This window comes from Extibacter muris (assembly GCF_004345005.1).
Taxonomy (GTDB): domain Bacteria; phylum Bacillota; class Clostridia; order Lachnospirales; family Lachnospiraceae; genus Extibacter; species Extibacter muris.
Genome location: NZ_SMMX01000013.1, coordinates 24,761 through 48,915, shown reverse-complemented (window position 1 = coordinate 48,915; position 24,155 = coordinate 24,761). Strand labels below are relative to the sequence as shown.

General features: G+C 51.5%; 23 protein-coding genes. All 23 read right to left on the bottom strand.

Annotated elements, in window-relative coordinates; all coding sequences use genetic code 11:
* Positions 1–4: 4 nt before the first annotated feature.
* The 23 genes from E1963_RS14310 to uvrA all read right to left on the bottom strand — a co-directional run bounded on the left by E1963_RS14310 (position 5) and on the right by uvrA (position 24,134).
* A complete protein-coding gene (locus E1963_RS14310; RefSeq protein ID WP_132279253.1) occupies positions 5–466 on the bottom strand; it encodes a CIS tube protein in 462 nt (153 codons plus the stop codon).
* A 9-nt stretch (positions 467–475) separates the two neighbouring features.
* On the bottom strand, positions 476–979 hold the full coding sequence (locus tag E1963_RS14305; protein ID WP_132279250.1) for a hypothetical protein: 504 nt from the start codon (positions 977–979) through the stop codon (positions 476–478).
* Positions 976–1,413: a hypothetical protein gene (locus tag E1963_RS14300; RefSeq protein ID WP_132279247.1), complete on the bottom strand. Its 438-nt coding sequence runs from the start codon at positions 1,411–1,413 to the stop codon at positions 976–978. Before E1963_RS14300 ends, E1963_RS14305 begins: the two co-directional genes overlap by 4 nt.
* Positions 1,413–1,571, bottom strand: coding sequence for a DUF6760 family protein (locus E1963_RS19770; RefSeq protein WP_201272048.1), 159 nt, complete (start codon positions 1,569–1,571; stop codon positions 1,413–1,415). The genes E1963_RS14300 and E1963_RS19770 overlap by 1 nt, the downstream gene beginning before the upstream one ends.
* A 32-nt stretch (positions 1,572–1,603) precedes the next feature.
* Complete coding sequence (locus tag E1963_RS14295; RefSeq protein ID WP_132279244.1) at positions 1,604–1,966, bottom strand: phage tail assembly protein; 363 nt, start codon at positions 1,964–1,966, stop codon at positions 1,604–1,606.
* 38 nt (positions 1,967–2,004) lie between these two features.
* Positions 2,005–2,532: a phage tail protein gene (locus tag E1963_RS14290; protein ID WP_132279241.1), complete on the bottom strand. Its 528-nt coding sequence runs from the start codon at positions 2,530–2,532 to the stop codon at positions 2,005–2,007.
* Positions 2,533–2,556: 24 nt separating this feature from the next.
* Positions 2,557–4,242: a phage tail sheath family protein gene (locus E1963_RS14285; protein WP_132279238.1), complete on the bottom strand. Its 1,686-nt coding sequence runs from the start codon at positions 4,240–4,242 to the stop codon at positions 2,557–2,559.
* A 4-nt stretch (positions 4,243–4,246) separates the two neighbouring features.
* Positions 4,247–6,535 carry a stalk domain-containing protein gene (locus tag E1963_RS14280; protein ID WP_132279236.1) on the bottom strand — a complete coding sequence of 763 codons (2,289 nt, stop codon included), beginning with the start codon at positions 6,533–6,535 and terminating at the stop codon, positions 4,247–4,249.
* Between the two features lie 3 nt (positions 6,536–6,538).
* Positions 6,539–8,581 (bottom strand): TolC family protein, encoded by a 2,043-nt coding sequence (locus E1963_RS14275; protein WP_132279233.1) that lies wholly within the window; start codon positions 8,579–8,581, stop codon positions 6,539–6,541.
* Positions 8,578–9,600: an MORN repeat-containing protein gene (locus tag E1963_RS14270; protein ID WP_132279230.1), complete on the bottom strand. Its 1,023-nt coding sequence runs from the start codon at positions 9,598–9,600 to the stop codon at positions 8,578–8,580. Before E1963_RS14270 ends, E1963_RS14275 begins: the two co-directional genes overlap by 4 nt.
* A gap of 35 nt (positions 9,601–9,635) precedes the next feature.
* Positions 9,636–10,439 (bottom strand): hypothetical protein, encoded by an 804-nt coding sequence (locus E1963_RS14265; protein WP_132279227.1) that lies wholly within the window; start codon positions 10,437–10,439, stop codon positions 9,636–9,638.
* Positions 10,436–12,202: a hypothetical protein gene (locus tag E1963_RS14260; protein WP_132279224.1), complete on the bottom strand. Its 1,767-nt coding sequence runs from the start codon at positions 12,200–12,202 to the stop codon at positions 10,436–10,438. The genes E1963_RS14265 and E1963_RS14260 overlap by 4 nt, the downstream gene beginning before the upstream one ends.
* Positions 12,195–12,506, bottom strand: a complete 312-nt coding sequence (locus tag E1963_RS14255; protein WP_227185743.1) for a LytTR family transcriptional regulator DNA-binding domain-containing protein — start codon at positions 12,504–12,506, stop codon at positions 12,195–12,197. The genes E1963_RS14260 and E1963_RS14255 overlap by 8 nt, the downstream gene beginning before the upstream one ends.
* Before the next feature lie 375 nt (positions 12,507–12,881).
* Entirely contained in the window at positions 12,882–13,067 is a 186-nt protein-coding gene (locus E1963_RS19460) for a hypothetical protein (protein ID WP_145964191.1), read from the bottom strand.
* Between the two features lie 14 nt (positions 13,068–13,081).
* The gene (locus tag E1963_RS14250; protein WP_066574468.1) at positions 13,082–13,345 is read right to left on the bottom strand and encodes an HPr family phosphocarrier protein; all 264 of its coding nucleotides are present in this window, start codon (positions 13,343–13,345) and stop codon (positions 13,082–13,084) included.
* A 9-nt stretch (positions 13,346–13,354) separates the two neighbouring features.
* Entirely contained in the window at positions 13,355–14,617 is a 1,263-nt protein-coding gene (locus E1963_RS14245) for a CdaR family protein (RefSeq protein WP_132279221.1), read from the bottom strand.
* Entirely contained in the window at positions 14,595–15,485 is an 891-nt protein-coding gene (cdaA, locus tag E1963_RS14240; RefSeq protein ID WP_132279218.1) for a diadenylate cyclase CdaA, read from the bottom strand. Before cdaA ends, E1963_RS14245 begins: the two co-directional genes overlap by 23 nt.
* A 41-nt stretch (positions 15,486–15,526) precedes the next feature.
* On the bottom strand, positions 15,527–16,684 hold the full coding sequence (locus tag E1963_RS14235) for a hypothetical protein (RefSeq protein ID WP_132279215.1): 1,158 nt from the start codon (positions 16,682–16,684) through the stop codon (positions 15,527–15,529).
* On the bottom strand, positions 16,685–17,080 hold the full coding sequence (locus tag E1963_RS14230) for a hypothetical protein (protein ID WP_132279212.1): 396 nt from the start codon (positions 17,078–17,080) through the stop codon (positions 16,685–16,687).
* A 57-nt stretch (positions 17,081–17,137) separates the two neighbouring features.
* Positions 17,138–17,845, bottom strand: a complete 708-nt coding sequence (locus E1963_RS14225; RefSeq protein ID WP_132279209.1) for a ComF family protein — start codon at positions 17,843–17,845, stop codon at positions 17,138–17,140.
* Entirely contained in the window at positions 17,842–20,052 is a 2,211-nt protein-coding gene (gene recD2 / locus E1963_RS14220; protein WP_132279206.1) for an SF1B family DNA helicase RecD2, read from the bottom strand. The genes E1963_RS14225 and recD2 overlap by 4 nt, the downstream gene beginning before the upstream one ends.
* The gene (mreB, locus tag E1963_RS14215) at positions 20,052–21,041 is read right to left on the bottom strand and encodes a rod shape-determining protein (RefSeq protein WP_049729390.1); all 990 of its coding nucleotides are present in this window, start codon (positions 21,039–21,041) and stop codon (positions 20,052–20,054) included. Before mreB ends, recD2 begins: the two co-directional genes overlap by 1 nt.
* 210 nt (positions 21,042–21,251) lie before the next feature.
* Complete coding sequence (uvrA, locus tag E1963_RS14210) at positions 21,252–24,134, bottom strand: excinuclease ABC subunit UvrA (protein ID WP_330570841.1); 2,883 nt, start codon at positions 24,132–24,134, stop codon at positions 21,252–21,254.
* Positions 24,135–24,155 lie beyond the last annotated feature (21 nt).

The following is a 24,155-nucleotide window of genomic DNA, read 5'->3' as shown; positions in this document are numbered from 1 at the left end:
CTGCCTATCCTTTGATTGAAAATAATTCTTTATAGTCTCTGTACCATTCTTCTGAAGCCATGCTGCCGCTCCGGCTGCCGATGGCGAGGTCTATCCTGGCCCGCACCGGCTTCCCATCCTCAGCGAACATCTCGTATACGGCGGACATCTGCTCCAGAAGGCCGTCAAAACACAGCTTGTCCCATTGGAAGACGACCCGCCTCTTAAGTGGATCTCTCGCAGCTTCCAGGAACTGTTCCGTCTCTTCCTGTACGCTCCCCTGCTCCAGGCTCTTGTCAAAAATGAGCTTCATCTTCAGCCGGACCTTCCGGCCACGGATGCCCGGTTCCCGCCTATCTTCCCTCTCCCGCCCTGCCTCGAAGCATAGCTGTGCCGGGTTAAAAGGTACCTGGAACATCGTGCCGCCTCCGCTGTCCGTCACCATATCCATGAATTGTATGCAGGCCTTCTCAATCAATTCCGGCACCTCCTTCTCCTAGAGGCCCCGCCGCCGTCTTTCATCCTGAAGCTTCTGCTCCAGGCGCCGGTATACCTTCTCCGTCAGCGCCCCCGTCTGCTCCCGCATCTGTCTGCGCACGATATGATGGACCTCTTCTTGGCTTTCCTTCATAATCTCTTTCTTCATCTCATCCAGCCTGTTCTGCCGCCGGCTACGTTCGTCCAGCTCTCTCACAAGCTGTGCCGCATCGGCAGCCTGCTCTACATTCTTATAGACAAGCTCCGCCTTTTTCACCTGCCGCATGAATGTCTTCTGCGCCAGCTCTTCCTGATAGGTGAGCCCGTTGATCAGTTTCAACCTGACGCGGGGCTGCCCGTCAATCCTCAGGTTCATCTGGTGGGAGTATCGTACATCCCCCTCCCGTATCTGCACGACAGGGCAAAGCCGCTCCATGTGGGACAGCTTCTTCGGCCTGTCCGTGCATATCCCACGCTCATAGAGACGTGTAATCCTGCTGTTGAATTCTTCTGTTTTCCTCACGGCCTGTCACCTGCTTTCAGCTCCTGGTAGCTGATGGTTATCGTCTCTACCAGGATGCCTCCCTTTTCTGCGTTCAGCTCTCCGTAACTTTTCCGGGTCACGACACAGCCTTTGAAGGTAAGCTTCACCGATGGGCTCTTATCCTTGTCCGTACATTTACCAACTTCAAGCACAAGGTCATGGTCCAGATGCCCGCCTTCGGGGAAACAGTCCCTGTATCCGCCCGTCACATAGCGTTCAATCTCCAGCGTCGAAGGGCCGGACGCCGGTTTGGGCCGGATATGCACATAGCCGTTCAGACCGCCCTCCTGTATGTATTCCTGCTCACATTCCCGGTGGAATCCATGGATGCTCTTACATGGAATCGCTTCTCGGTCAAGCGTCAGCAGAAAGTTCATGTTCATTACCATATCGTTCATTATCATATCGCTCATTAAAGTTTCCACTCCAGTATGCTTTTCTCTCTATTGGCAGACAGGCTCTGCCCTCTGTTGACAGCAGATATCTCATCGCACCACCGGCGCCGTTCGGCGTGTCCGAGCGCCATCACTTCTTCCTGGCTCCAGTGGTAATAATATGCGATAAAAGACATCTCCCTGTACAATTCTTCTTCCGGGTAGAGGGTTATCCCTCCTGTGTAAAATTTACAGGCACTTCATGCATGTGGCCGCAGGACGGGCACACGACTTTCATCCTGGGAGGTTCCGCCCCATTGATCTTCTCATACATATCCTGCAGGAAAGCCAGATCTGCCGTAAAAAGCTGTTCGATGACCCCTGCCGTCATAATCTCCACGCCTTCCAGCTCCGTGATGACATAGGACAGCACGACGAGCGTGAGATAGGAGGGATTCGACAGCACCCTTGGATCTCTCGTCGCCCGGATCTCATCACCGGCGGTCGAAAGCCGCATCTTTCCCCGCTTATGTATGCCGCCCTGTGCATCCACATATCCCCTTGGCAGTGTAAACTCATATATCGTCTGCATCTTAAGTTCCTCCTTTATGTCAGTTTATACCGTGACGTCTATTCGCCCCCGCCGGACGGGCTGCCACCGGCTGCGCCGCCGCCTGGTGTGACGAGCTCCTCATAAGCCAGATCTATGGATTCGATGGCAACTTCTTTGCCGGACGCATTCAGGTCAGGCGCCGAATACTTCGTCACCCAGGCGTTCTTAAGCTTCCACGCCGGGCGGTCGCCGGCGGATTGCACCGGCTGTGCCGGCGATTCGGTCCTGATATCGATAAGCTCTATCGTCACGTCTTTCCGTTCAAACCCGCTCCTCTGTTCTTTGATACAGTTATAGATCCATGTGACCAGCCCGTTGTCCGTCGTGTATCCCATCTTCATCGTCACGCTGCCATGCTTGACAAGGCCCGGTATTTTTACCGGTGCAAGGCTCGTGGAATTACCCTGACGGAATTCAATCTCCTCCACGGTAGCTTCTACTCCACTGATCTCTGTGAAGGCTGCTGTCAGATTCTCCCCGAACGTCACGAGGAAATTCATGTTCGTCAAAGGATAGCTGTATCCTCCGTTCTCTTCTCCTGGCATAATTCTTGTCCTCCTTTACTCTCTCTATGCTCCTGACTCCGCCGTATTCTGGGTTACACGGAATATGACGAACTCTGCCGGGCGTACCGGTGCAATCCCTATGTTGCAGATAAGCCTGCCGTTCTGGATATCGTCCTGGCTCATGGTGGACGGTCCGATATCTACGAAAAAGCTCTCTCCCGCGGATGCTCCTGCAAGCATGCCGTTTCTCCATAACGTCTCAAGGAAGGAGGAGATGGTTGCACGTACCCTGTTCCAGAGCGACTCGTCATTCGGTTCAAAGACAACCCAGTTCGTATTGGCCTTGATGCTTTCTTCCACATAGATGAAAAGCCTGCGTATGTTCACATACTTGAAAGTTGCGTTGCTGCTTGCTGTCCTGGCTCCCCAGATACGGATCCCCTGTCCCGGAAATGCCCGGATCAGGTTCACGCCTGCCGGATTCAGTACATCCTGTTCTCCTTTTGAATAGCTGACGCTCAGACCCGTACAGGAGATGGTCTCGTTGGCCGGCGCCTTATGTACTCCTCTTGCCGTATCTGTCCTCGCATACACCCCTGCCACTGCACCGGAAGGCGGGAAGAAAGATGGCTTCTGGCATGAGCGGTCATACGCCTGTATCCATGGATGGTACATGGCCGCATATGTACTGTCAAGCATATCCCTGTATCCGAGCAGCTCTGCCGTATCGGACATGTCTTTCGGCATATCTATGACCGCAAACCGGCTCTTCGTGTTCTCACAGTGGTTGACGAGAGATACGACCACTTCAGGGCTTGTGATTCCGGGAACCGCCAGTATGCTTACGACAGGGTTCTCCAGGAATGCCTGGATGCCGGTCCGTTTTCCTGCCTGCTCATTCTTGCCGATGAATGTCCCGTCACCGACCTGTTCCATCGTTCCGTCCGAACCTCCCTCCAGCGTTATCACCGCCTCTTCGGCCCCGGCGAACAGTTCGGCGGGATTGCGGATGCCTTCCGCGGGGACACATGTAACATTCACGAGCCGGCTCTGCTCCAGTCTGGACGGGGCATAATTGCCGGACTGTGGATTCATGTTGAGCCCCTCGAACGACTCTGCGTCATCCCCGCAGCGGACATCTACCTGGAATTCTGCCAGATAGAGCACCTTTTCTGGTACGAGGCCGGCATCTACCATGTCCTCTTTCAGCTCTTCCTCGAATGTGACTTCTGACCCCTGGACTGCCGTAATTCGGTTATACGTCTCTCCCGCTTTTACGATACAGCCTTCTTCAAATCCTGCGGCTGATTTGGCACGGTATTTTTGGTCTCCCGTCTTTTCCAGCAGCTGCATCTTACGCCTTGTATACGACTGGACGGCCATCGTAATCTTGTTGCCCCACGCTCCCTCATTCTTTGCCGATACCGTCACGCTCCCTGCCGTCCCTTCTGCGGCCTTCGCATCTTCCGGGATGACACGGGCGATATAGCAGCGTGTGCCGCCATTTGCGAAAAACTGCTCCACCGCGCCTGCAAGATAGCGATATTCTCCATGGGTGAACTCGCTTAAGTACCCCCCGTAATTCCTCGTAAAGTCGCCGAAGCCTGTAACAAGCACCGGAGGCCCTGCCGTGGCCCCTTTTTCCGCCATGCCGACGAATCCCGCCGTACTTGTGCCGACTCCTTCCATTCCTCTGGGAGAATTGTCGTATTCCTCCACATATACTCCCGGTGATAAATAATCTGCCATCTCTTTACTCTCCTTTCTCTAACAGTGCATCGCATACTTCCGCTGCCTTATCTGCTATATCTTGATCTATAAGAATACAATATCCGGTATCCGGTATATCGTAGACTTCACACCCGAATTCTTTCTTCACATAATCCTCCGGTATATAGACGGTCCCCTTGAATCCTGCCGCCGCGCCAAGCTTCTCCTCTTCTTCCTCCGGCCCTCTGATAACGGCCGTGTCAAAGGCGGTAAACTTATAATATGTCTTTCTGGAGGCCAGCACGGCCCTCTTTTTATTGTCATTCCATACATAGCGGAACGATGCATAGTCTGCAACCACATCTGCCGGGGCATACCCGGTACCGGCCGTACCGGAAAGCTTGGGAAACGCATAGGCTTCTCCTTCCTGGGCGTACGCTTTCACTTTACCGTCCAGCAGGTTCTTCAGCCCGCTGCCGGACGTCTGTTCCAGGAACATGGTAAGGCCCATCACTGCTGCCGTCTTATCTTTACCTGCAGCCTCTTCCATCACCTGCACTGCCTCCTCTTCTCCCAGCTCCTGGCCGAGTACGGATATGTTGTCCGCCAGGATCCCCTCAATGTCTTCGAGCAGCCCGTCGTAGATGTCCGTTTCGTCCATATATTTTCTGGAGGCCATCTTCTCATACAGGCTCTCCAGGCTGCTTCCGGCAAGCGCCGGGTCCGTGCCGCACAGCGCTCCTATGCCCTCCACTGCTTCCGTAAGCCGTGCCGTGCCGTCTTCCCCTTCCTCAAGCGCCTCCCGGGCGGCCTCTGCCATCTCTTCTATTTTTCTGGAAGCGGAGCCACCATCGACATTTGCGCCAAGGGCTGTGATTTGATTATCCAGTTTTTGGATTTCATTTGCAAGCTTTGTTTTTTCTTCCTCTGTCTTTGCTCCGTCACGCTCTTTTTCCAGCTCGGTCTTCTGTCTTGCGAGAGAGGCCGCTTCCTTCTCGATGGCATCCTCCTTGTCCTGGATTTCTCTGGACGTCACATCGATAAGCGCTTCCAGACGCTTGGCCTCGGCCAGGTTCTCCTCATCCAAGGCCATGAGCCTGTCCTGCTGAAGCTTTGCCTTCTTGTCATACAGTCCGGCCAGCTCTTTGTCAGATGCGGGCGTGCCGCCTTCCCGTGATGCCAGTTCATTCTTGTAATAGTCCAGTTCATTTTTCCTGACTTCTGTGGGATCCTCAGCATAAGCTGCCTCCGCTGCAGGTATGAGCTTTTCTTTCAGAAATTGTGCCTCCTCCTCCGGATACACGCTTATCCCTTCCATTATATGCGACAGTGTCGTCATATTCTCAAGGATATCATCCTTCGGCTCCTCGATGTACTGCCGGATAAGGTCTGACTCCATGACGGTCATGACCGTCAGCGGCCGCTCCTCTTCCTCTGCCGGCTCATCTGGTTCATCTGGTTCCCCGCCCGGCTCGTCGGGTATGTCTGTCTTGGAATCGATGTCCAGCATATTTCCTTCCGTCTCTGTTATGCTGTCATTCAGCTGTGCCGCCGCGTCAGAAAGCGCATCCACATAACCCGCGTCTGCGCTGTCCGCCGCGTCTATGAGCTTTCTGACTTCCGCTTCCACTTTCTGATATGCTTCATGCCGTCTCAGGTCGTCCACCTTGCCCATCGCTTTGTCCAGCATATCCAGCCACTCGGCGTCCGCCCCCGCGGCCTTAAGCCTGATATATTCTTTGTTCAGTATGTCCAGCCCCTTGTCACACCACTTTGTTACCTTGCCTTCAACCTTTGCCCCGAATACTTCTCCCCCCTTTCCGCTCATCTTTTTTTCATTAACGAGAGCAGAAAGCTCCTTCATCCCTTCCAGATCATAGGGAGAATTGATATCGTAGACATTTACCATCTTGTCGTCCTTCAGCTTGTACGTATAGCCGTCGGATTTCGTATGGTGCGTGAGATACAGTTCCTTTATCTTAGACTTGCCGGTTTCTTTTCCCTTGTCGCTGATATCTTTTATGGAGCCGGCGTCATCGATAGCGTACCATCTTCCCTCTCCAATCTCCGACTTATAATACATCGTATTCTGTCCGGACTCTTCCGACGACTGGATTGCCGTCTCATAGAGCTTATCGGTAAGCGCCCCCAGATATATCAGGTGCGTACCTATGATAAGCGTGGACTCCTCTATCTTATCCGGGTCTATGTGCACAGCGTCATCTTCCCAAAAGGCGGCTCCGCTCCATTTCGGGAACTGCCATGCTAGCAATCCTGCAGAAATGAGAAGGACTGCAAGGGCTGCCGCTGATATCCGTCTCTTTATCCTCATCCGTCATTCCTCCCGTATGGTAACTTCCAGTGTATCAGGCTTAAGCGAACCGACATACAGCTCCCTCTTGTCCGCATCATAGAACTTTATCCGCAGGTTCTTCTGGTCTCTCGCGGCCAAGGCCAGATAGCAGAACGGCTGGTCCGCCCGGACAAGCGCCTTGTCATAGATGGCCTGCCCGTCATTGCCGGCCACCTGGTAATATGCGATCCCTTCCCCTGTCACGGGCGTAAACTTAAATTCCGCCATGCCTGTGGATGTCCGGTATGTATAGGTATAATCCGCCACCTTTTTCTGCTTCTTCTTTGCTGCTGCCTGATACTCCCCTTTTATATCAAGCGGCCCTTGCATAACCATGGGATCAATCTCACATGCATCCACAAACCCATCTTTATTATAAAAGCGGATGGCCGCATTCTGAACGTCATCGAGCGTAAGCGCAAGATGCTTCAGCGGTTCTTCGATCTTCGTCCTTGCCCCGATCTGGGCGCCGTCAACCCAGAGTTCATAGTCCGTCACCTTGATCTGGTACCCGTCCGGTATGCGGACGCCAAGCAGAAACATATTGTCTTCGATTCTGGATTCCAGCGTATAATAAGCGCCCTCTCCCTCTTCCTGTACGAGATAGCTGTCACCTGTTCCTGATACATTTGCAGACAGGCTTCCCTCCTCCAGATACTTCGTTATCCCTCCACACGTCAGACGGTCGAAGGAATAGAGCTGGCTGCTGTAGTCCGCCATAGAATCCAGCATCTGCATCTCGTACTCTTCATACTCATCCTGCTGTGCGTTCAGTTCCTCGAAAGACAGCTTTCCCTGCTTGTTCAAGGCTGCCTGCTTCTCCAGCTTTGTCTCCATATCCGCTACGGCCTCCTGGAGGGCATCCAACGCGTTCCCGGCCGTAACGAGTGCCTCGAACTGGTCTGCCACCGCTTCTTCTATCTCTTTTTGCTTCTGGTCCTGTTCCAGCTTCAGGTCCACATATTCCAGTGTCTGCGTATATGCGGCATAGGGATCGTCTTCCATATATCTCACCCCGTCAAGCGCGCCTTTGAACCATTCTTTCGGTATCTTGATGAACAATATCCTGATATGCCCCTGCCAGCGGCTATCCAGCGCATATAAGAACTGGTCGTACGCCGTCCTGAAAGCGTCGGTATCAATCTTCTGCCCCTGTCGCGCCTGGTTGATATAAGGCTGGATATAGGACATATGCCTGCTGTATTTAGACTTCAGAAGCCGTTCATTCAGTTCCAGGCTCACGAGGCCTGCCCGTGTACCTAGCTTTGCCTCATAATATCCCTGGTCGTGGGCAAGCGTATGCTCGGTCAGCTCTCCCACCATGCTGCGCTTCAGCTTCCCCTTTACATACGGATTCTCGAATCGGAATCCCCACGACAGGTCAAGGCCTATCGCGGTGCCAAGCTTTTTCTTTGCAGTCTCGTACTGCCGCGTCAGAAGGCTGACATCCGTTGTCAGCTTCTTCACCTGTGCCTGTATCTTATCCACGTCAGCCTGGGCGCCTTCCCCCGCCTTTACTCTCCACCTGATTCTTTCCAGCGTCTCATTCAAGCTGTCGAGCCTCTGTCCGGCAAATGTGATTTTTTCCTGAGCACAGTATACGGCCACATAGAGATTAGACACTTTCTCGTCCACGCTGCATCTTACATCTTCAAGCTGATGCATGAGCGAAGACAGTTCCGTCTGTATCTGTACAGGCTTATAAAGCCAGTCATACAGCGTTGCCATGTCCGGCCGTTCAGGAAACTTGAAGGTCAGAAGCGGAGACCAGCGGAAGGTCAGCATATTCTTCTGCTTCAAAGCGATAGATTTTACAGCTTCCGTGTATTTTATTTTCTGCAGGTTCATCTTGCTTTTTACTGTTGTATAGTCCGTGCTACTTAAGTATGCCAGCTTTTTCGCCTGCTCAAGTGTCAGTACCTTCTGTCCGGCTTCGGCCGTCCCTGCAGAACCGGTGAATGTTCCTGCACATATGCAGGCAGCGCAGAGCATGCACAGGCACTTCTTCCATCCACTCTTTCTCATTCCGCTCCTTTTCCTGCCCGGTCATCCCTCTCAATCAGATACAGGCCAAATCCGCTGTTCTTCGCATAGCTGAAGAACGTATAGCGGAAGCCTTCTTTTTCAAATGTATAGATATAGCATTCTATATTACGTGGGTAGCCGGTTACTTTCCTGGCGTCTGCAAGCTCCCCTTCCGTCTCGATGGCAATCTCTGTGCCGTACTTCTTCTTCACTGGTCCGGCCAGCTGCTTCATCGCCACCACATCTTCAAACTGAAGTACCGTCTTCCCTTCGTACTGCAGCGTCTCAAAATAGCCCTTCAGTCCTTTTACAGTCTTGAGCTTAACGTCTTCTGCCGTGAACTCTTCTGCCATGACATAGACTCCTGTCGTCTCCCACAGGCCGTCGACGCTGTCTTCACCGCTTCGGGCACTGTAGAGGGCATGTATCTCCGGCATGGCCGCACATACCGTATCGTCCATCTCATATAGGATCTGTCGTCCGGTATACCTTTCCGCCACCTTTTCAGTCGCCGTCCCAGCCAGTTCTTCATAGGCAATCTCGTTGTTGCGGAAATTGCCTGCATATACCAGCTCTTCGCCAGCATTATAGAGCTTCCCTCTGCCCTGCCTCACGCCGTAGTCAAACGCACCGGCATATTCCTTCGTCCCATTGGCCCGGTAGAGCGTCCCTTTGCCGTGGTATTCATTACCGGTAAACTGCCCTTTGTACAGGACGTTCCCCTCCTTCGTATATAAAGTGCCGTTCCCCTGTGCCGCTCCTCTGTCCACATGTCCGATATATGCAGTATATCCCGACTTTGCCAGCACTTCCGCTTCTCCCTTATAGAACTTGAGCGGCAGTGAATTATAGCGGAAGACCGGAACCCCTTTTTCCGTACCTCCCAGGGATACCGGAAATGACCGGAAGATGCACCACAGGCTTGCCACGCACACGACGATGGTAATCAGGAATGCCAGTCTCTTGCTCACAAGCCAGAAACCGATACGGTAATAGTCCTGTCCATCCCTTGGGGTCAAATCAATTCCTTTTTTCGTAGGCCTTCTCCTCCCTCTTACTTAAGCAGCGATTCTGTGCCAATCTTTCCGACTGCGGCAGAAAACGCCCGCAGCAGAGGAATATCGCCGAACATAAGTTGTGAAGCGACGAGGATGACAGCTGCTGCCAGAAATACCGCGGTCAGCAGCAGCAGGATTCTGAACAGCTTGTCCTTCGTGCTCTGTTCCGGATAGGGAATCCTGCCCCAGATAAGGCTCAGCCTCTTCCTTCCGTCAATAAACTTTATATCATGGGCCAGTTCCGTGAAGCTGTTATATGCATTCCGTTTCCGCTTCTTGCGTATAAGCGCGAGGCAGGACCTTTCCTCTTTCCTGCCGTGGAGCTCCATCAGCTCTGCCAGCAGGCCCGCGGCAAGTCCCGCACAATCTTTTTCTGCTTTATCGGTATCCAGATCATCAAGCAGTATGTAATATGTGAAGTACATGCTGCCATCCTGGCGTATATTGATGCACCTCTCTTTGAGAAGCAGGTACAGCAGAGGATATGGCACAGCCGCATTCACACATGCCTGGACGATGTTCTCGTATATCCTGCGCCGCTCCTCCCATGTATACAGGCTGCCCTGGTAGAACCTTCCAAGGGGCCTCGGCTCCTCATATGCAAGCAGGATGCACAAGCGCTCGCCGTCCATGCCGCACTCTGCAAAAGGGGATGCTCCCTGCATATCCATCAGCATCCTCGCGGTCTTATGTTTCTTGACTTCCCACAGGGTATGCCACTTATCGCCCTCGTTATCCGTACATACGCAGACCGTGTTCACTCTGCCCTCCTTCAAAGTACCTATCTTTTTTAGGCTCATTCCTTTCCTCCCACAACCGCATACACATACGTACATACTTTCTTATATTCTCTGCAGCATATCCGTATCTCGTATATGCCGCATCTGGATGGCGCCGTGTATATACCGTCAGGTCCGACTTCTCCGCCGCCTTCATCCATCAGTTCATACAGCAGGGTGCAGGGCTCCATATTCTTGAATCTGACGGAGAAATAGTGCTTCTCTCCCGGGGCCAGCCTGACTGTAGGCATTTCCGGCACAAGCTGCATGGCTCTGTTCTCCTCCCCTTGTTCCAGCCCGGCAGGCACCCGTACCGCCGTCCACCTGAGGGGAAGGACAATCGTATCCTGTTCACCCGTAAGCCTTGCGGCTACCTGGAAGCTCCCTCTTGACTCGTATACCTTCACGGATGTCTGGACTGATATTCCGTGTGCGGATCTGCCTTCAAAGAGTCCGGCATCTCCATAGATGACGGTATCTCCTGTATTGCCCCTGCCTGCCCCGTCTTTTACGTTCAAGATTCCGACATCCACATATACGGGACCTGGACCTAGCCCATGGACCACCTCTTCTGAGCAATATACTTTACCTTTTCTCTGCTTGAGATCCAATGGTATCTCCAATGTCCCACCCCTGGCCAGCACCGGTTCTTCCTGGACCTGTACCGCCTCCTCTTCCTCCCTCTGTGCATATGCAGGCTGCACTATATTACCTCCGTCATAGGAATAGCAGGCCAGATATTCACTGCATATGTCTTCTGTCTGGGGCAGCGGTATATACCGTTTGACGCCTGCTTCCTTCACCTCTTCCAGTATATGGTCATGTACTGCGTCCGCGATGGCGATCCTGGCAAGGCAGACCGCTTCTTCAGCCTTGCCCAGCGCCTTCTCTTCCAGATTCCTGCGCCCCACGTTCCACCTCACAAGCTCTTCGGGCGTACGCTCTGTAAGCAGCAGCGCCAGTTCCGGGTGCGGCTGGCACTCCGTCTCATCTCCGTCAAGAAATATGCCGGAAGCCTCATCGTCCCATAAGATGCTGGTAGACTCATATTCTACTTCATTCGTATACAGCCAGTAATCCTGTCTTTTCGTTTCCCCACTCTGCAGCACGGCCTCCTCCTGCCTGATCTGCAGCTCCCGGGCTCCGTCCGCCGTAAGGAATGCAGGCAGCTTAAGCTGTCCTTTGACAGAGACCGCGCCTTCGCTGCCGGACAGGTTTTTTATAAGCAAAGAGAGCCTTACGTGCCGCCCTTTGCACACGACAGCCGGCATCTTAAGGCTTACTTTATAATCGGGTCCGTCAAGAAGCACCATCTCAGCAAAAAACGCCTCTGCCTCCCCCTTCTTCTCATCTTCCGGGCAATCTGCCAGAAAGAACTCATAAGTATCCCGTATCCTGTTGTCTTCATACTCTTCCTGTTCTGCCCTTCTGTTTACGACGCAGACAGGCTGTACGGTCTCCTCCTTGTGCCGAAGGTACAGCACTGCCGTAGATCTTGTCAGGCTGTCATATCCTTCTAACGCAGCCAGCTTCTTCACCGTATCTCCCGGAACGACGATATCTCTGCCGGCGCCGTCGACCGCCGCCCCGCTTTCAATCAACAGCGTCCGTTCATCCAATGCCCGGACGCCAAGGCCGCACAGGATACCAGTTCCCAGGACCATCTGGTTCAGGAACATCCTTCTACAGTCATGGTATCTCTGTTCTGCCTGAAAGTCTGCCGATGTCAGCATCTTTCCATAATAGTATCGGTTCTTTTCAAATGGATACGGCCGGTCACTCATCCTCTCTCCCCCTGTAACTTCTGTAATTATAAAGCCTGAGCCTCTTTTTTACCTCAGGTGACAGACGCTGTGCATAGGTACAATATATACTGTCATTGAAATAAAGGATCCGGTTCTTCGTATCTACCTTTTCAACCAGATCCAGATTTACAAGCGTGGACGCTTTCGTCCGAAACAAATATGGAGCGAACTCCTCCTGCAGCGGCGTTATATCTGCGCGTATCTTGCCCACCCCGTTTTTGTAGACAATCTCGCAGTAGTGAGTGGATTTAATCGTCTCGATATAGTAGATATCCGACAACATTACTTTCCTCCAGATATGCTCGCTGTCTTGAATGTAGATGTACTCCTTGTCTTCCGTAATGATTCACTCCTTTAGTCCGCTTACATTGAGAAAAACTATATAATATAAATTACTACATATCGCCCAACCATGTTTATAAAATTCATATTTTGTCGTTTTTTGTCATATTATGGTGGGGGATAGTAAAGTGGGACGCTACTGGCTGCGTCAGCTGGCTGATTGATTGTGTCGGGCTTGTGTGCAAGCATTTGTAGGTATTGCTTCCTTATCACACTGATTTTCCTGTAATCTCACATGACTTACAAAAAGACCTCTGGGGAAAGAAATCTTTCAAGATTTCTTTCCCCAGAGGTCTTTTCAAGCAATTCACGTTCTTCAAGTCTTATTAATCCACGGCAAGGCTTTCAGCTTCTTTAACCTTTTATTTTGTACAAATACTGCCATGACCAAATTCCTCACGTCAGCCATCAGCGACTCTTCCGCAAAGTTAGGAGGCCGTGGGCTAGTCGGAGCCTCGGACGCATCGGAGCAGATGTCATCCGGCTTCCGCCCGGCGTCCACTTTACCACCCCTAATTAATCCTCTAGCCCGTGTTCGACAATTGCCGTCATAGCCTTGAGCGCTTCTTCTTCGCCTTCTCCTTCGCATACAAGCTCAATCTCATCGCCCTCCTTGACACATGCTCCGAGAATGCTCAGGATGCTCTTTGCATTAGCCGTCGTGTTCCTTATCTGGAACATTACTTTACATTCATACTTAAGAGCCTCGTTGCAGAATATTCCTGCCGGCCTCAGATGCAGTCCTGTTGGGTTGGTGATCTTTACCTTCTGACTAACCATAATATCCTCCTATTCCTTGTCCTCCAGTACAACTTTCACTTTGATGCTCTGCTCAAGCGAACAGCTGTCCGGATACTGTATATTGACCGGTACTTCATATGTTCCTGCTTCTTTATAGTTTTTCAAGTCTATGCCTGCTGTGATATCCACGCCCATTTCAAGCTTATCCAGAATTTCTCTCGGTCCGCGTATCTGTATCTCTATATTCTCCGCCATTCCGTATGTCAGCTTCAGGTTTGCCGGCAGATTGTTGACTGTTATGGAACCGAGCGCCATCTCAAAAGATTTCGTCCCGTTCTTTTCCACGCTGATGGATACGACGATCGTACCGGCATTTTCGTCCGCGAGGTTGATATCTTCCGGAAGATAGGGGGTGATATCAACTATCTTCTCGGTCTTTTCACTTACATCAGACACCTCCAGCGCACTCGCCGGAATCTGGATGCTTGTAATCTCATCCAGCGCATCGGCCTCACCTGATATCTGTATCTCCTGCGGTTCATAAGTAATCTCTGAGAATGAGTAGCCGTCTGCTGCAGATATCCTTGAGGTGTCAAACTCCAGCCCAACCTTCTTCGTGTGCAGCAGCTGTATGCTGACTCCTACTCCCTTGCTGCCCAGGTTATTCGTAAGAAGCGACTGGTCTATCTCGTTGTTGTCTTCATCATACAGTGTAAGCTGGGATTTCAGCACCGCATCAGACGACATGCCCGATACGTCTACTTCCGCTGCCACTCTGCTGATTTTGCTTATGACAGATTCCGGCCCTCTTATGAATACGGACTCCGGATCTGATGCTATCTCTCCGAGCACATAACCGTCTCTTACCGTGCCTGTCGTCATCGGAGTAATCGGAAATTTCTTGCCCTGCTCCTTCTCAAGCTTCACCTGCAGATTCCTCGGCGTGGCATAGGCGCTGCTGTAACGCCCCTCGTATCCATTCACAGTAATATCTATCGGAATCTGGGTCTTTAACGTCAGCTCCTTCATGTCAGCCGTAGCAAGGATGTCCTCCGCCTTGATCTCATTCAGCAGCTTCCTCTTTCCAACTACGGTGACGCTCACCGTCTGGGTTCCGTCTACAATCTGATAGGTCTGCGGATTCTTAGGATCCGCCGTCAGTACTTCCTCATTGGTCACGGTTACCGGTATATTGGAAAATGTCTTGTCGATAACCGGATTGTCGATATTAACCACTATGAGCCATAATAGCAGTGCCGCAAAGAAGGCTAATATCTTGAGACCAATATTATTCATCAGTCTTCTCTTCATGGCCGTGCCTTCCTTTCCACATTGCTATTAATTTGTTCGTGTCTGTCTTCTTGTTCTGGATACCGGTTAGCCTATCCCTAAGCTCTTCACGGCTGATGTTCCGGTAGAGCTGGCCGCCTGATGCCACGGATACTGCCCCGGTCTCCTCAGAAACCGCTATGACCAGAGCATCGCTGACCTCGCTCATCCCCACCGCCGCCCGGTGCCTCGTTCCCAGGTCTTTGCTGAGCCCCATATTGTCAGATAGCGGCAGATAGCATGTGGCAGAGACGATCCGGTCTCCCCGGACGATGATAGCCCCGTCATGCAGCGGCGTATTATGTTCAAATATATTAATGAGCACCTGCCTGGACACGATACAGTCCAGACGGATGCCGGTGCTTTCATATTCAGTCAGGCGGATCGCCTGCTCGACAACTATCAACGCTCCTGTTTTGACGGCTCCCATGCTGTAAGCCGCATCAATCATGCTGTCCATCGTCTCTTCGCTGAACCTTACCCGCTCCCGGTTCGTCTCAAAAGGCACGACGGACGTAAGAAATTTCCGTTCTCCCAATTTCTCGAGCGCCCGGCGCAGCTCCGGCTGGAATACGACGATAGCCGCCGTTGCCATGACCGTAACCGAATTTCTTGCCACAAACAGAATCGTGTGCATCTTAAATATAGCAGCAACAAGAATAAAAACAGCAAGCACGATGATTCCTTTCAGAAGCATCCACGCTTTTGTATTCTTGATCCATATCATTATCTGATAAATCAGAAAAGTCAGAATCATCACTTCGATGATATCCGTCAGATGTATCTCAGGAAAATAAACGTCCACGATACTCAGATACCGTTCCATCATTTGTGTAATCCGCTGTTCCATCTTGTCACCTCCTTCTTAATTACCAATACTTCCCCACCGTACTATTCCTTATCCAGGTTCAGGTCCTTTTTCATGCTCTGTGTCAGCAGTATCTGTTCCGTATTGCCTATCACGCGGCCCTTCGCAGAAGGCCCTTTCCTAGGAGCAGGTTTCTTCCCGGACGCTGCCGGTGCTTTTCTGGATGCTTCTTTGCCGGAAGGCGCCTTTTTTGACACGGTTCCACCGCGTCTCGCCTTTCTTCTCACTTCTTCCGTATCTATAATCTCTGTCTCCTGGCGCTCATTGATGCGCTTTACCGTCTTTTCCGGCGTGGCCACAGATATCTTCGGTATCGCCTTCACGAAATAGTAGTATTCGTCATCCTCATACTGCAGGCTCTCGCTTCTGGCATAATCTACCGAGAAGAAGAAAAATTCCAGCACGAGTCCGATTATGACCGCAGCTATGCTTCCCACTATCAGAATTCCATATGAAGTATGTACTCCAAGAGCGATATCCCCTGCCGCTATGACGACTACGTCTACGACAGCTCCAGCCACGACCGCTATCTTCCAGGCATGATCCATGGACTGTCTGCGCAACGTGTATACGACAAAGAAGCAGATGATAAATGCTACGATCACTATCCACATCTCTTTGCTCTGAAATACCTGTTTGGCATATGCGCTGATCTGTGTCATGAGCCCTTTGGCCCCGCTGCCTTCTATGACTGCCGCCGTGCTCTTTACATATTTCAGCATATAGAATACGGCCGTACCGCACGCGACTGCCACAAGAGATACCGGGGCGCTTACAAGGCCGAAAGCTACCGGTATGACATATGGTATCTTAAAGGCGAACGCAATCGGCGTGAGCAGCACGATCAACGTCATCTTCGGTGTCAGGCGGAAATAGAAGATATACATGACGAGAAATACAATTGCTGTCACTGCAAACGTTGCAAGTGAAACAGAAAATGTATGTGCCAGTATAAGTACCGTAGCGGCAATGACTGTCATGACCATCGGGAGAAACGTACATATGACTGCCAGCGCGACCGTAGCGGCCGGTGATGCTGCCATCTTCATAAATCCTATGTTATGATTGATCAGATAAAATGTTACAAGTGCAAGAACAAACTGGATTGCCTTATCTATGATCTTAGAATTTCTGGCATACAGTTCCTGCAGCCGTCCCCGAAGTACGAATAAACTTTCCATTTACTTATTCTCCTTTTCATACATCTTAAGCAGTCTCGTCAGATTATGATTATACTTCTTAACACGCTGTCTTGCTTTCTTATGCTTCAGATTATAAAGATGGCTCGTTATGACCGTATATACGATGACCAGTACGACATATCCTATAATCACGGCCAGGCCCAGGGTAAGTATCAGGCCGTTGGACATCTTGGCCATCAGGCTATCCATGCCGGTCAGAAATATGAGTGCGAGCGCGCATACATAACCGACCGTCACCCATAGGATGGAGCAGATCGTATGCATCCCTGCATAATCTTTTCTATAGTATTCACTTATCTTAAAATCCTGCTTCCCCTGCGTCTGTTCATAGAAGGCAAGCTGGGTCATCAGTTTTACTCTCCGCTCATCTAACATAATCCACCTCAAATTCCTGTCACATATAATTAAACATCATTTTTAGTATAACAAATCTCAGTATCCTTGTCCAATACTTATAGTCAAAAAATAGACATTTTGGACTCCGGACTTTTTCAGTATTTCGGCAGCTGCATCTATGGTATTCCCGGTCGTATAGATATCATCGACAAGCAGGACGGACGGCACCGGTACGAACCTGCCTGTGACCGCGAATGCTCCCTGCATATTCTGCTTCCTCTCCCTGCTGCCAAGCAGCTTCTGCGGGCTGGAGCTGCGTATCCTGGCCAGTCCCTTGCCGTCCACGCGTATATCCGTCAGCTTCCCGAGACAGTCCGCCAGCACTTCCGCCTGGTTATACCCTCTCTTTCGCCTTCTGCCTGGATGTAACGGGATGGGAACGATTAGATACGGATTACATGCTTTTATAAATGTGCCGCAGTGCTCTGTCATTTTATTAGCATAGTAGCTTCCATAATTTCTCTGATTCTGGTATTTAAACCGATAGATAGAATTGCTGACAGGCGGCTTATGCAGCCATATGCTTCTCCCCCTGTCATAATGATGATATGTATGCGAACAGTCACGGCAATATTCCTCTTCTGCCCGCCGGACAGGTTTGCCGCACTGCATGCATCTTGGTTCTTTCACTTCCAGCCGCTTCACTGCAGCCAGGCAGGCCGGACAGGCGCCGCCCCTCCACACCTTTCCACAGAAAGGGCATGTATCCGGCCAGAAAAGCGACAGAGCTTTTACATCTTTCATTTTAATTCCTGGATTCGTTCCGCCAGACTCGTATTCCGGTTCTGCTCATTCGTGTTCTGGATCATTTCCCTGAATACCGTGTCACTCCCCACGAGCGTTACGCACTGCCTCGCCCTCGTTACCGCCGTATACAGAAGATTCCTGTGATACAGCTGCCTCGGTCCCTGCAGAAGCGGTATCACTACCGCAGGGTACTCGCTCCCCTGCGACTTGTGTATAGTAATAGCATATGCAAGTTCCAGCTCGTCTAATAAGCTGTATGGATACTTTACCACTCTGTGTTCATCGTATTCTACCGATATGGCTTCTTCATATGTATCGATATCCTTTATAATGCCCATGTCACCGTTGAATATCCCAAGCCCTTTATCTATCGTCATCCCATATTTTGTGGACACTTCCCATTCAAGCTGGTAATTGTTCTTAATCTGCATCACCTTGTCGCCGGTGCGGAATATCCGGTCTCCAAATTCCTTTTCCTTCTTGGACTCTGTGGGAGGGTTCAGATATTCCTGCAGAATCCGGTTCAGGCGTTCCACTCCAAGCAGGCCCTTGCGCATCGGAGTGAGCACCTGGATATCATAAGGCTCCGCGTCCACATATTTAGGCAGCTTCTTCTGTATGAGCTGTATGAGCACGCTGATGATGACATTTGCATCCTGCCTTTTCAGAAAGAAGAAATCCCGGCTTTTGTTGTCGAGCACGACCTCTTCCCCTCTGTTGATCTTATGAGCATTGACTACGATATCGCTTTCCCCTGCCTGGCGGAAGATCTTCGTAAGCATGACGACCGGAAAGCGCTTTGCGTCAATGATATCCTTCAGTACGCTTCCGGGACCTACGGATGGCAGCTGGTTTCTGTCTCCGACAAGCACAAGCCTGGTCCCCGGGCTGACAGCATCCAGCAGAGCTGCCATGAGCGGCAGATCCACCATGGACATCTCATCTATAATGACTACGTCTGCTTCCAGTGGATTCTCCGCATTCCGCAGGAAGCCTGTCTTTCCTTCTTCTTCCGGATTCCCGTTCACTTCCAGAAGACGGTGTACCGTCTGTGCCTCATATCCGGTGGCCTCGGTCATCCGCTTGGCCGCCCTCCCTGTCGGTGCAGCCAGGAAGATGTCCATTCCTTCACTTTCAAAGAAACGTATCATCGCGTTGATGGTCGTGGTCTTACCCGTTCCCGGCCCTCCGGTCAGCACGGTGATACCGTGTCCGGCTGCTTCCATGACCGCATTCCGCTGCATATCTTCGAGCGGAAGCCGCGTGTTCTCTTCAATGGCATGAATCCTGTGTCTCAGTGCACTTTCGGACATTTCAAAGGTAATGTTCAGATCATGCAGCATTTTTGCGACGTTCAGCTCCATATAATAGTAGTGTGACGCATATACTCGTACGCCGTCCTCTGCGTCCTTCATGACAATCTTCTTCTCCATTGCCAGATCCATGAGATACTTCTCAACGTGCTGTATCTCAACGCCAAGCAGCTGCCCTGAACGGTACAGGAGGGCTTCCTGGAGCAGGTAGATATGCCCCTCATGGATGCTCTGGAGAAGGGTATAGAAAATACCGCTGCGTATGCGGTAGTCAGAATCGGTATGGATTCCAACCTTAGCCGCAATCTCATCAGCGGTTTTAAAGCCCACCCCGGATACATGGTCCGCAATCTGGTATGGGTTCTCTTCTATTACCCGGTATACGTTCTGTCCGTAATGCTGGTATATTTTCGCAGCCAGGGCCGTAGATATCCCATACTTCTGAAGGAATATCATAGCCTGGCGCATGTCCTTCTTCTCTTCTACCTGAAGCGCGATCTCTCTCGCCTTGCGTTCGCTGATCCCTTTGACTTCCGCAAGCCGTTCCGGCTCTTCTTCTATGATGCGGAACGTATCTTCCTTGAACCGTCTCACAATGCGTCCTGCCAGGGCCGCCCCGAGCCCCTTTACGGCTCCCGACCCGAGATAGCGCTCTATTGATATAAGGTCTTCCGGCTCGCACACTTCCGAAGATTCTACAGAAAACTGCATGCCGTACAGCTTATGCGTCGTGTAGCCGCCGCTGAGGTTCAACAGCTCCCCTTCCTCAATAAACAGAAAGTTGCCGACGCACGTCAGTTCCCCGTCTTCATTGTTCAGGTTAAATACCGTGTAGCCGTTGTCTTCGTTCCGGTACACGATGTGTTCTACATATCCTTTTATCGTTTCCATCAGATATCTTTTCGTCCACTCATAAATTCGACGAACTGGCCTGTCCCGATTGCGACCACCTTCATCGGATCTTCCGCTGTCATCGTGTTGATTCCTGTCTTTTCCTCGATAAGCTCCTCCAGGCCGCGCAACATGGCTCCGCCCCCGGTCAGTACGATGCCCCGGTCCAGAATGTCGGCAGACAGCTCCGGCGGAGTCCGCTCCAGCACGCCTATGACAGCTTCCACTATCTGGCCCGTAGTCTCCCTGAGTGCCTCTTCCGTCTCAGAAGAAGTAACCGTCACCGTCTTCGGAAGCCCCGTGACCAGGTTCCTGCCTCTGACTTCTATCGCCTCGTCCTCAATCAAAGGGTAGGTCGTCCCGATCTTAATCTTTATATCTTCAGCCGTACGCTCTCCAATCAATAGATTATGCTTCTTGCGCATATACCGGACGATTGCTTCGTCAAAGTCATCCCCCGCTATCTTGATAGAAGTATTCACTACCGTCCCGCCAAGAGAAATCACAGCAATATCAGCAGTTCCGCCGCCGATATCCACAATCATGTTCCCGCACGGCTTGGATATGTCTATGCCCGCTCCGATTGCCGCGGCTACCGGCTCTTCTATAAGGTTTACTTCCCTCGCCCCTGCCGCATATGTTGCTTCTTCTACCGCTTTCTTCTCTACCTCTGTCACGCCGCTCGGCACGCAGATGCTGATACGCGGCTTTTTGAACGTGCGTTTTCCCATCGCCTTCTGGACAAAATACTTGATCATCTTCTCTGTCACCGTGTAATCAGAGATAACGCCCTGCCTGAGCGGCCGGATAGCCACTATATTGCCCGGTGTCCTGCCGAGCATCAGCCGGGCCTCTTCTCCTATCGCCTTGATCGCGTTCGTATCCCTGTCAAATGCAACGACAGACGGTTCCTTCAGTATTACGCCCTTGCCCTTCACATATACGAGGATACTGGCAGTCCCTAAATCGATTCCAATATCTACTGACATTCTTCTTCCCCTTTCATTATGCTATCTATATGATTATCATTTGTTTATCATCCACGGCACGTATCTGGATAATCCTGGGTACGTGCATGTATCATTATAATCAAATTTTCAAAAAATGGAAACCCCTTTTTCCTTAATTATTTGTGAATCAATGTGCAAAACCAGGAACTGCAGGCGCTTTTCTAATAATATGCAACTATCGGGACAAATTTATGCATCATTTGTTTTGTGAAGCATGGCTTCGATATATTTCCCTGTATATGAGACCGGATTCGCAGCAATCTCTTCCGGTGTGCCTTCGGCGATTACCGTCCCTCCTTTGTCCCCTCCTTCAGGTCCGATATCAATGATATAGTCAGCTGTCTTAATCACATCCAGATTATGCTCGATTACGATGACCGTATTGCCGTCAGATGCCAGACGTCTCAGAATCTCGGTCAGCTTATGCACGTCTGCAAAATGGAGGCCTGTCGTCGGCTCATCCAGGATATATACCGTCTTGCCTGTGCTCCGCTTGCTGAGTTCCGTCGCAAGCTTGATACGCTGCGCCTCTCCGCCGGAGAGCTGCGTGGACGGCTGGCCGAGGCGGATATAAGACAGTCCGACATCATAAAGCGTTTCCATCTTTCTGCGTATGCTGGGCACATTCTCAAAAAATTCCAGCGCTTCTTCCACTGTCATGTCCAGCACATCATATATGCTCTTTCCTTTATACTTTACATCCAATGTCTCTCTGTTGTAGCGTTTCCCCCCGCACACCTCACAGGGGACGTATACATCCGGAAGGAAGTGCATCTCGATCTTGATGATGCCGTCGCCGCTGCACGCTTCGCAGCGACCTCCTTTTACATTGAAGCTGAACCTTCCCTTTTTATATCCTTTGGCCTTTGCATCCGGCGTCGCCGCAAATAAGTCCCGAATCAGGTCAAACACTCCTGTATAAGTAGCGGGGTTGGAACGAGGTGTCCTGCCTATCGGGGACTGGTCGATATCTATCACTTTGTCGAGCTGGTCGATGCCTTCGATCTCTTTGTGTTTTCCGGGAATGGTCCTGGCACGGTTCAGATCTCTCGCCAGCCGCTTGTACAGAATCTCGTTGATGAGCGAACTCTTTCCGGACCCGGACACTCCGGTTACACACGTCATGATTCCAAGCGGTATCTTTACATCGATATTCTTCAGGTTATTCTCTCTCGCCCCTTTGATCTTCAGCCATCCCGACGGCTTGGCCCTTCCGTCCGGGACAGGGATCGCCAGCCTGCCGCTCAGATACGCGCCGGTGATAGAATCTTCCTTCTTCATAATCTCTTCTGCCGTGCCCTGGGCCACGACAGACCCGCCGTGTTCTCCGGCGCCCGGTCCGATATCCACGATATTGTCCGCTTCGCGCATCGTGTCCTCATCATGTTCGACCACGATGACAGAATTTCCCAGGTCTCTCAGATGCTTCAGCGTATGCAGCAGCTTGTCATTATCCCGCTGGTGAAGCCCTATGCTCGGTTCATCGAGTATATACGCCACGCCGACAAGACCGGAGCCGATCTGGGTGGCCAGACGGATACGCTGAGCCTCTCCGCCTGACAGGGAACCTGTCGCTCTGGACAGTGTCAGGTAATCCAGTCCGACATCCATGAGAAATTTGATTCTCGCTTTTATCTCTTTCAGTATCTGTCCGCCGATAAGCATCTGCTGCTTATTCAGTTTCAGCCTGTCCAGAAATTTCTGAAGCCTACCTATAGAAAGGGCCGTCACTTCCGCAATGTTCCTCCCGCCTATCGTAACAGCGAGCGCGCCTGGCTTCAGGCGCTGTCCGCCACATTCATGGCACGGCGTGATGCGCATGAACGTCTCATACTCCGCCTTGGATGATTCCGAACCAGTCTCCCTGTAGCGCCGCTCCACATTCTTGATCAGCCCCTCAAAAGCCACATCGTATACGCCTTCGCCGCGCTGTCCCTTGTAGTGCACCTTAACTTCTTTTCCACCGGTACCGTAGATGAGGACATCGTGTATTTTCTTCGGATATTTCTTAAAGGGTGTCTCCAGCGAGAATCTGTACGTGTCTGCCAGAGCGTCAAGTATCGCTCTTGTGAAGCTGCCCTTGTCCGTACATGACTGCCATCCCATAACCGCAATCGCGCCTTCGGCTATGCTCAGATTCTTATCCGGAATCATCAGGTCCTCGTCGAACTCCATCTTATAGCCGAGTCCAAGACATTCCGGGCAGGCGCCGAACGGATTGTTGAACGAGAAGCTTCTCGGCTCGATCTCATCAATGCTGATACCGCAGTCCGGACAGGAAAAGCTCTGGCTGAAGTTCATCGGCTCTCCGCCGATGACGTCTACGACGAGAAGCCCTTCCGCAAGCGCCAAGACGCTTTCCACGGAGTCTGTCAGCCGTTTCTCGATGCCCTCCTTTACGACAAGACGGTCCACGATAATCTCTATATTATGTTTGATATTCTTATCCAGTACGATATCCTCCGACAGCTCGTACAGATTGCCGTCAATGCGCACGCGGACATAGCCGCTTCGCTTGGCCCGCTCCAGAAGCTTCTCATGTCTCCCTTTTCTCCCTCTGACAACCGGGGCCAGCAGCTGGATCTTCGTACCGGATGGAAGCTCCAGGACCTGGTCTACCATCTGGTCTACCGTCTGCTTCCTGATTTCCTTCCCGCACTGCGGACAGTGGGGCGTTCCCACACGTGCATACAGCAGCCGGAAATAGTCATAGATCTCCGTCACAGTGCCGACCGTAGATCTCGGATTGCGGTTCGTAGACTTCTGGTCGATAGAAATCGCCGGAGAAAGCCCCTCGATGCTCTCCACATCCGGCTTCTCCATCTGTCCGAGGAACTGCCTCGCATAAGAAGACAGCGATTCCATGTACCGCCTCTGCCCTTCCGCATAGATCGTATCAAACGCCAGGGAAGACTTCCCCGAACCGCTAAGGCCGGTCAGGACGACCAGCTCGTTCCTGGGGATATCCAAATCGATATTTTTCAGATTGTGCTCATTGGCACCTCGTATCTTGATATATTGTTTCTCATCTGATCTGTTCTGCATCATACATTCCTTTCCGTCAATTTCCATAGGGGTCAGACCCCTATGGAA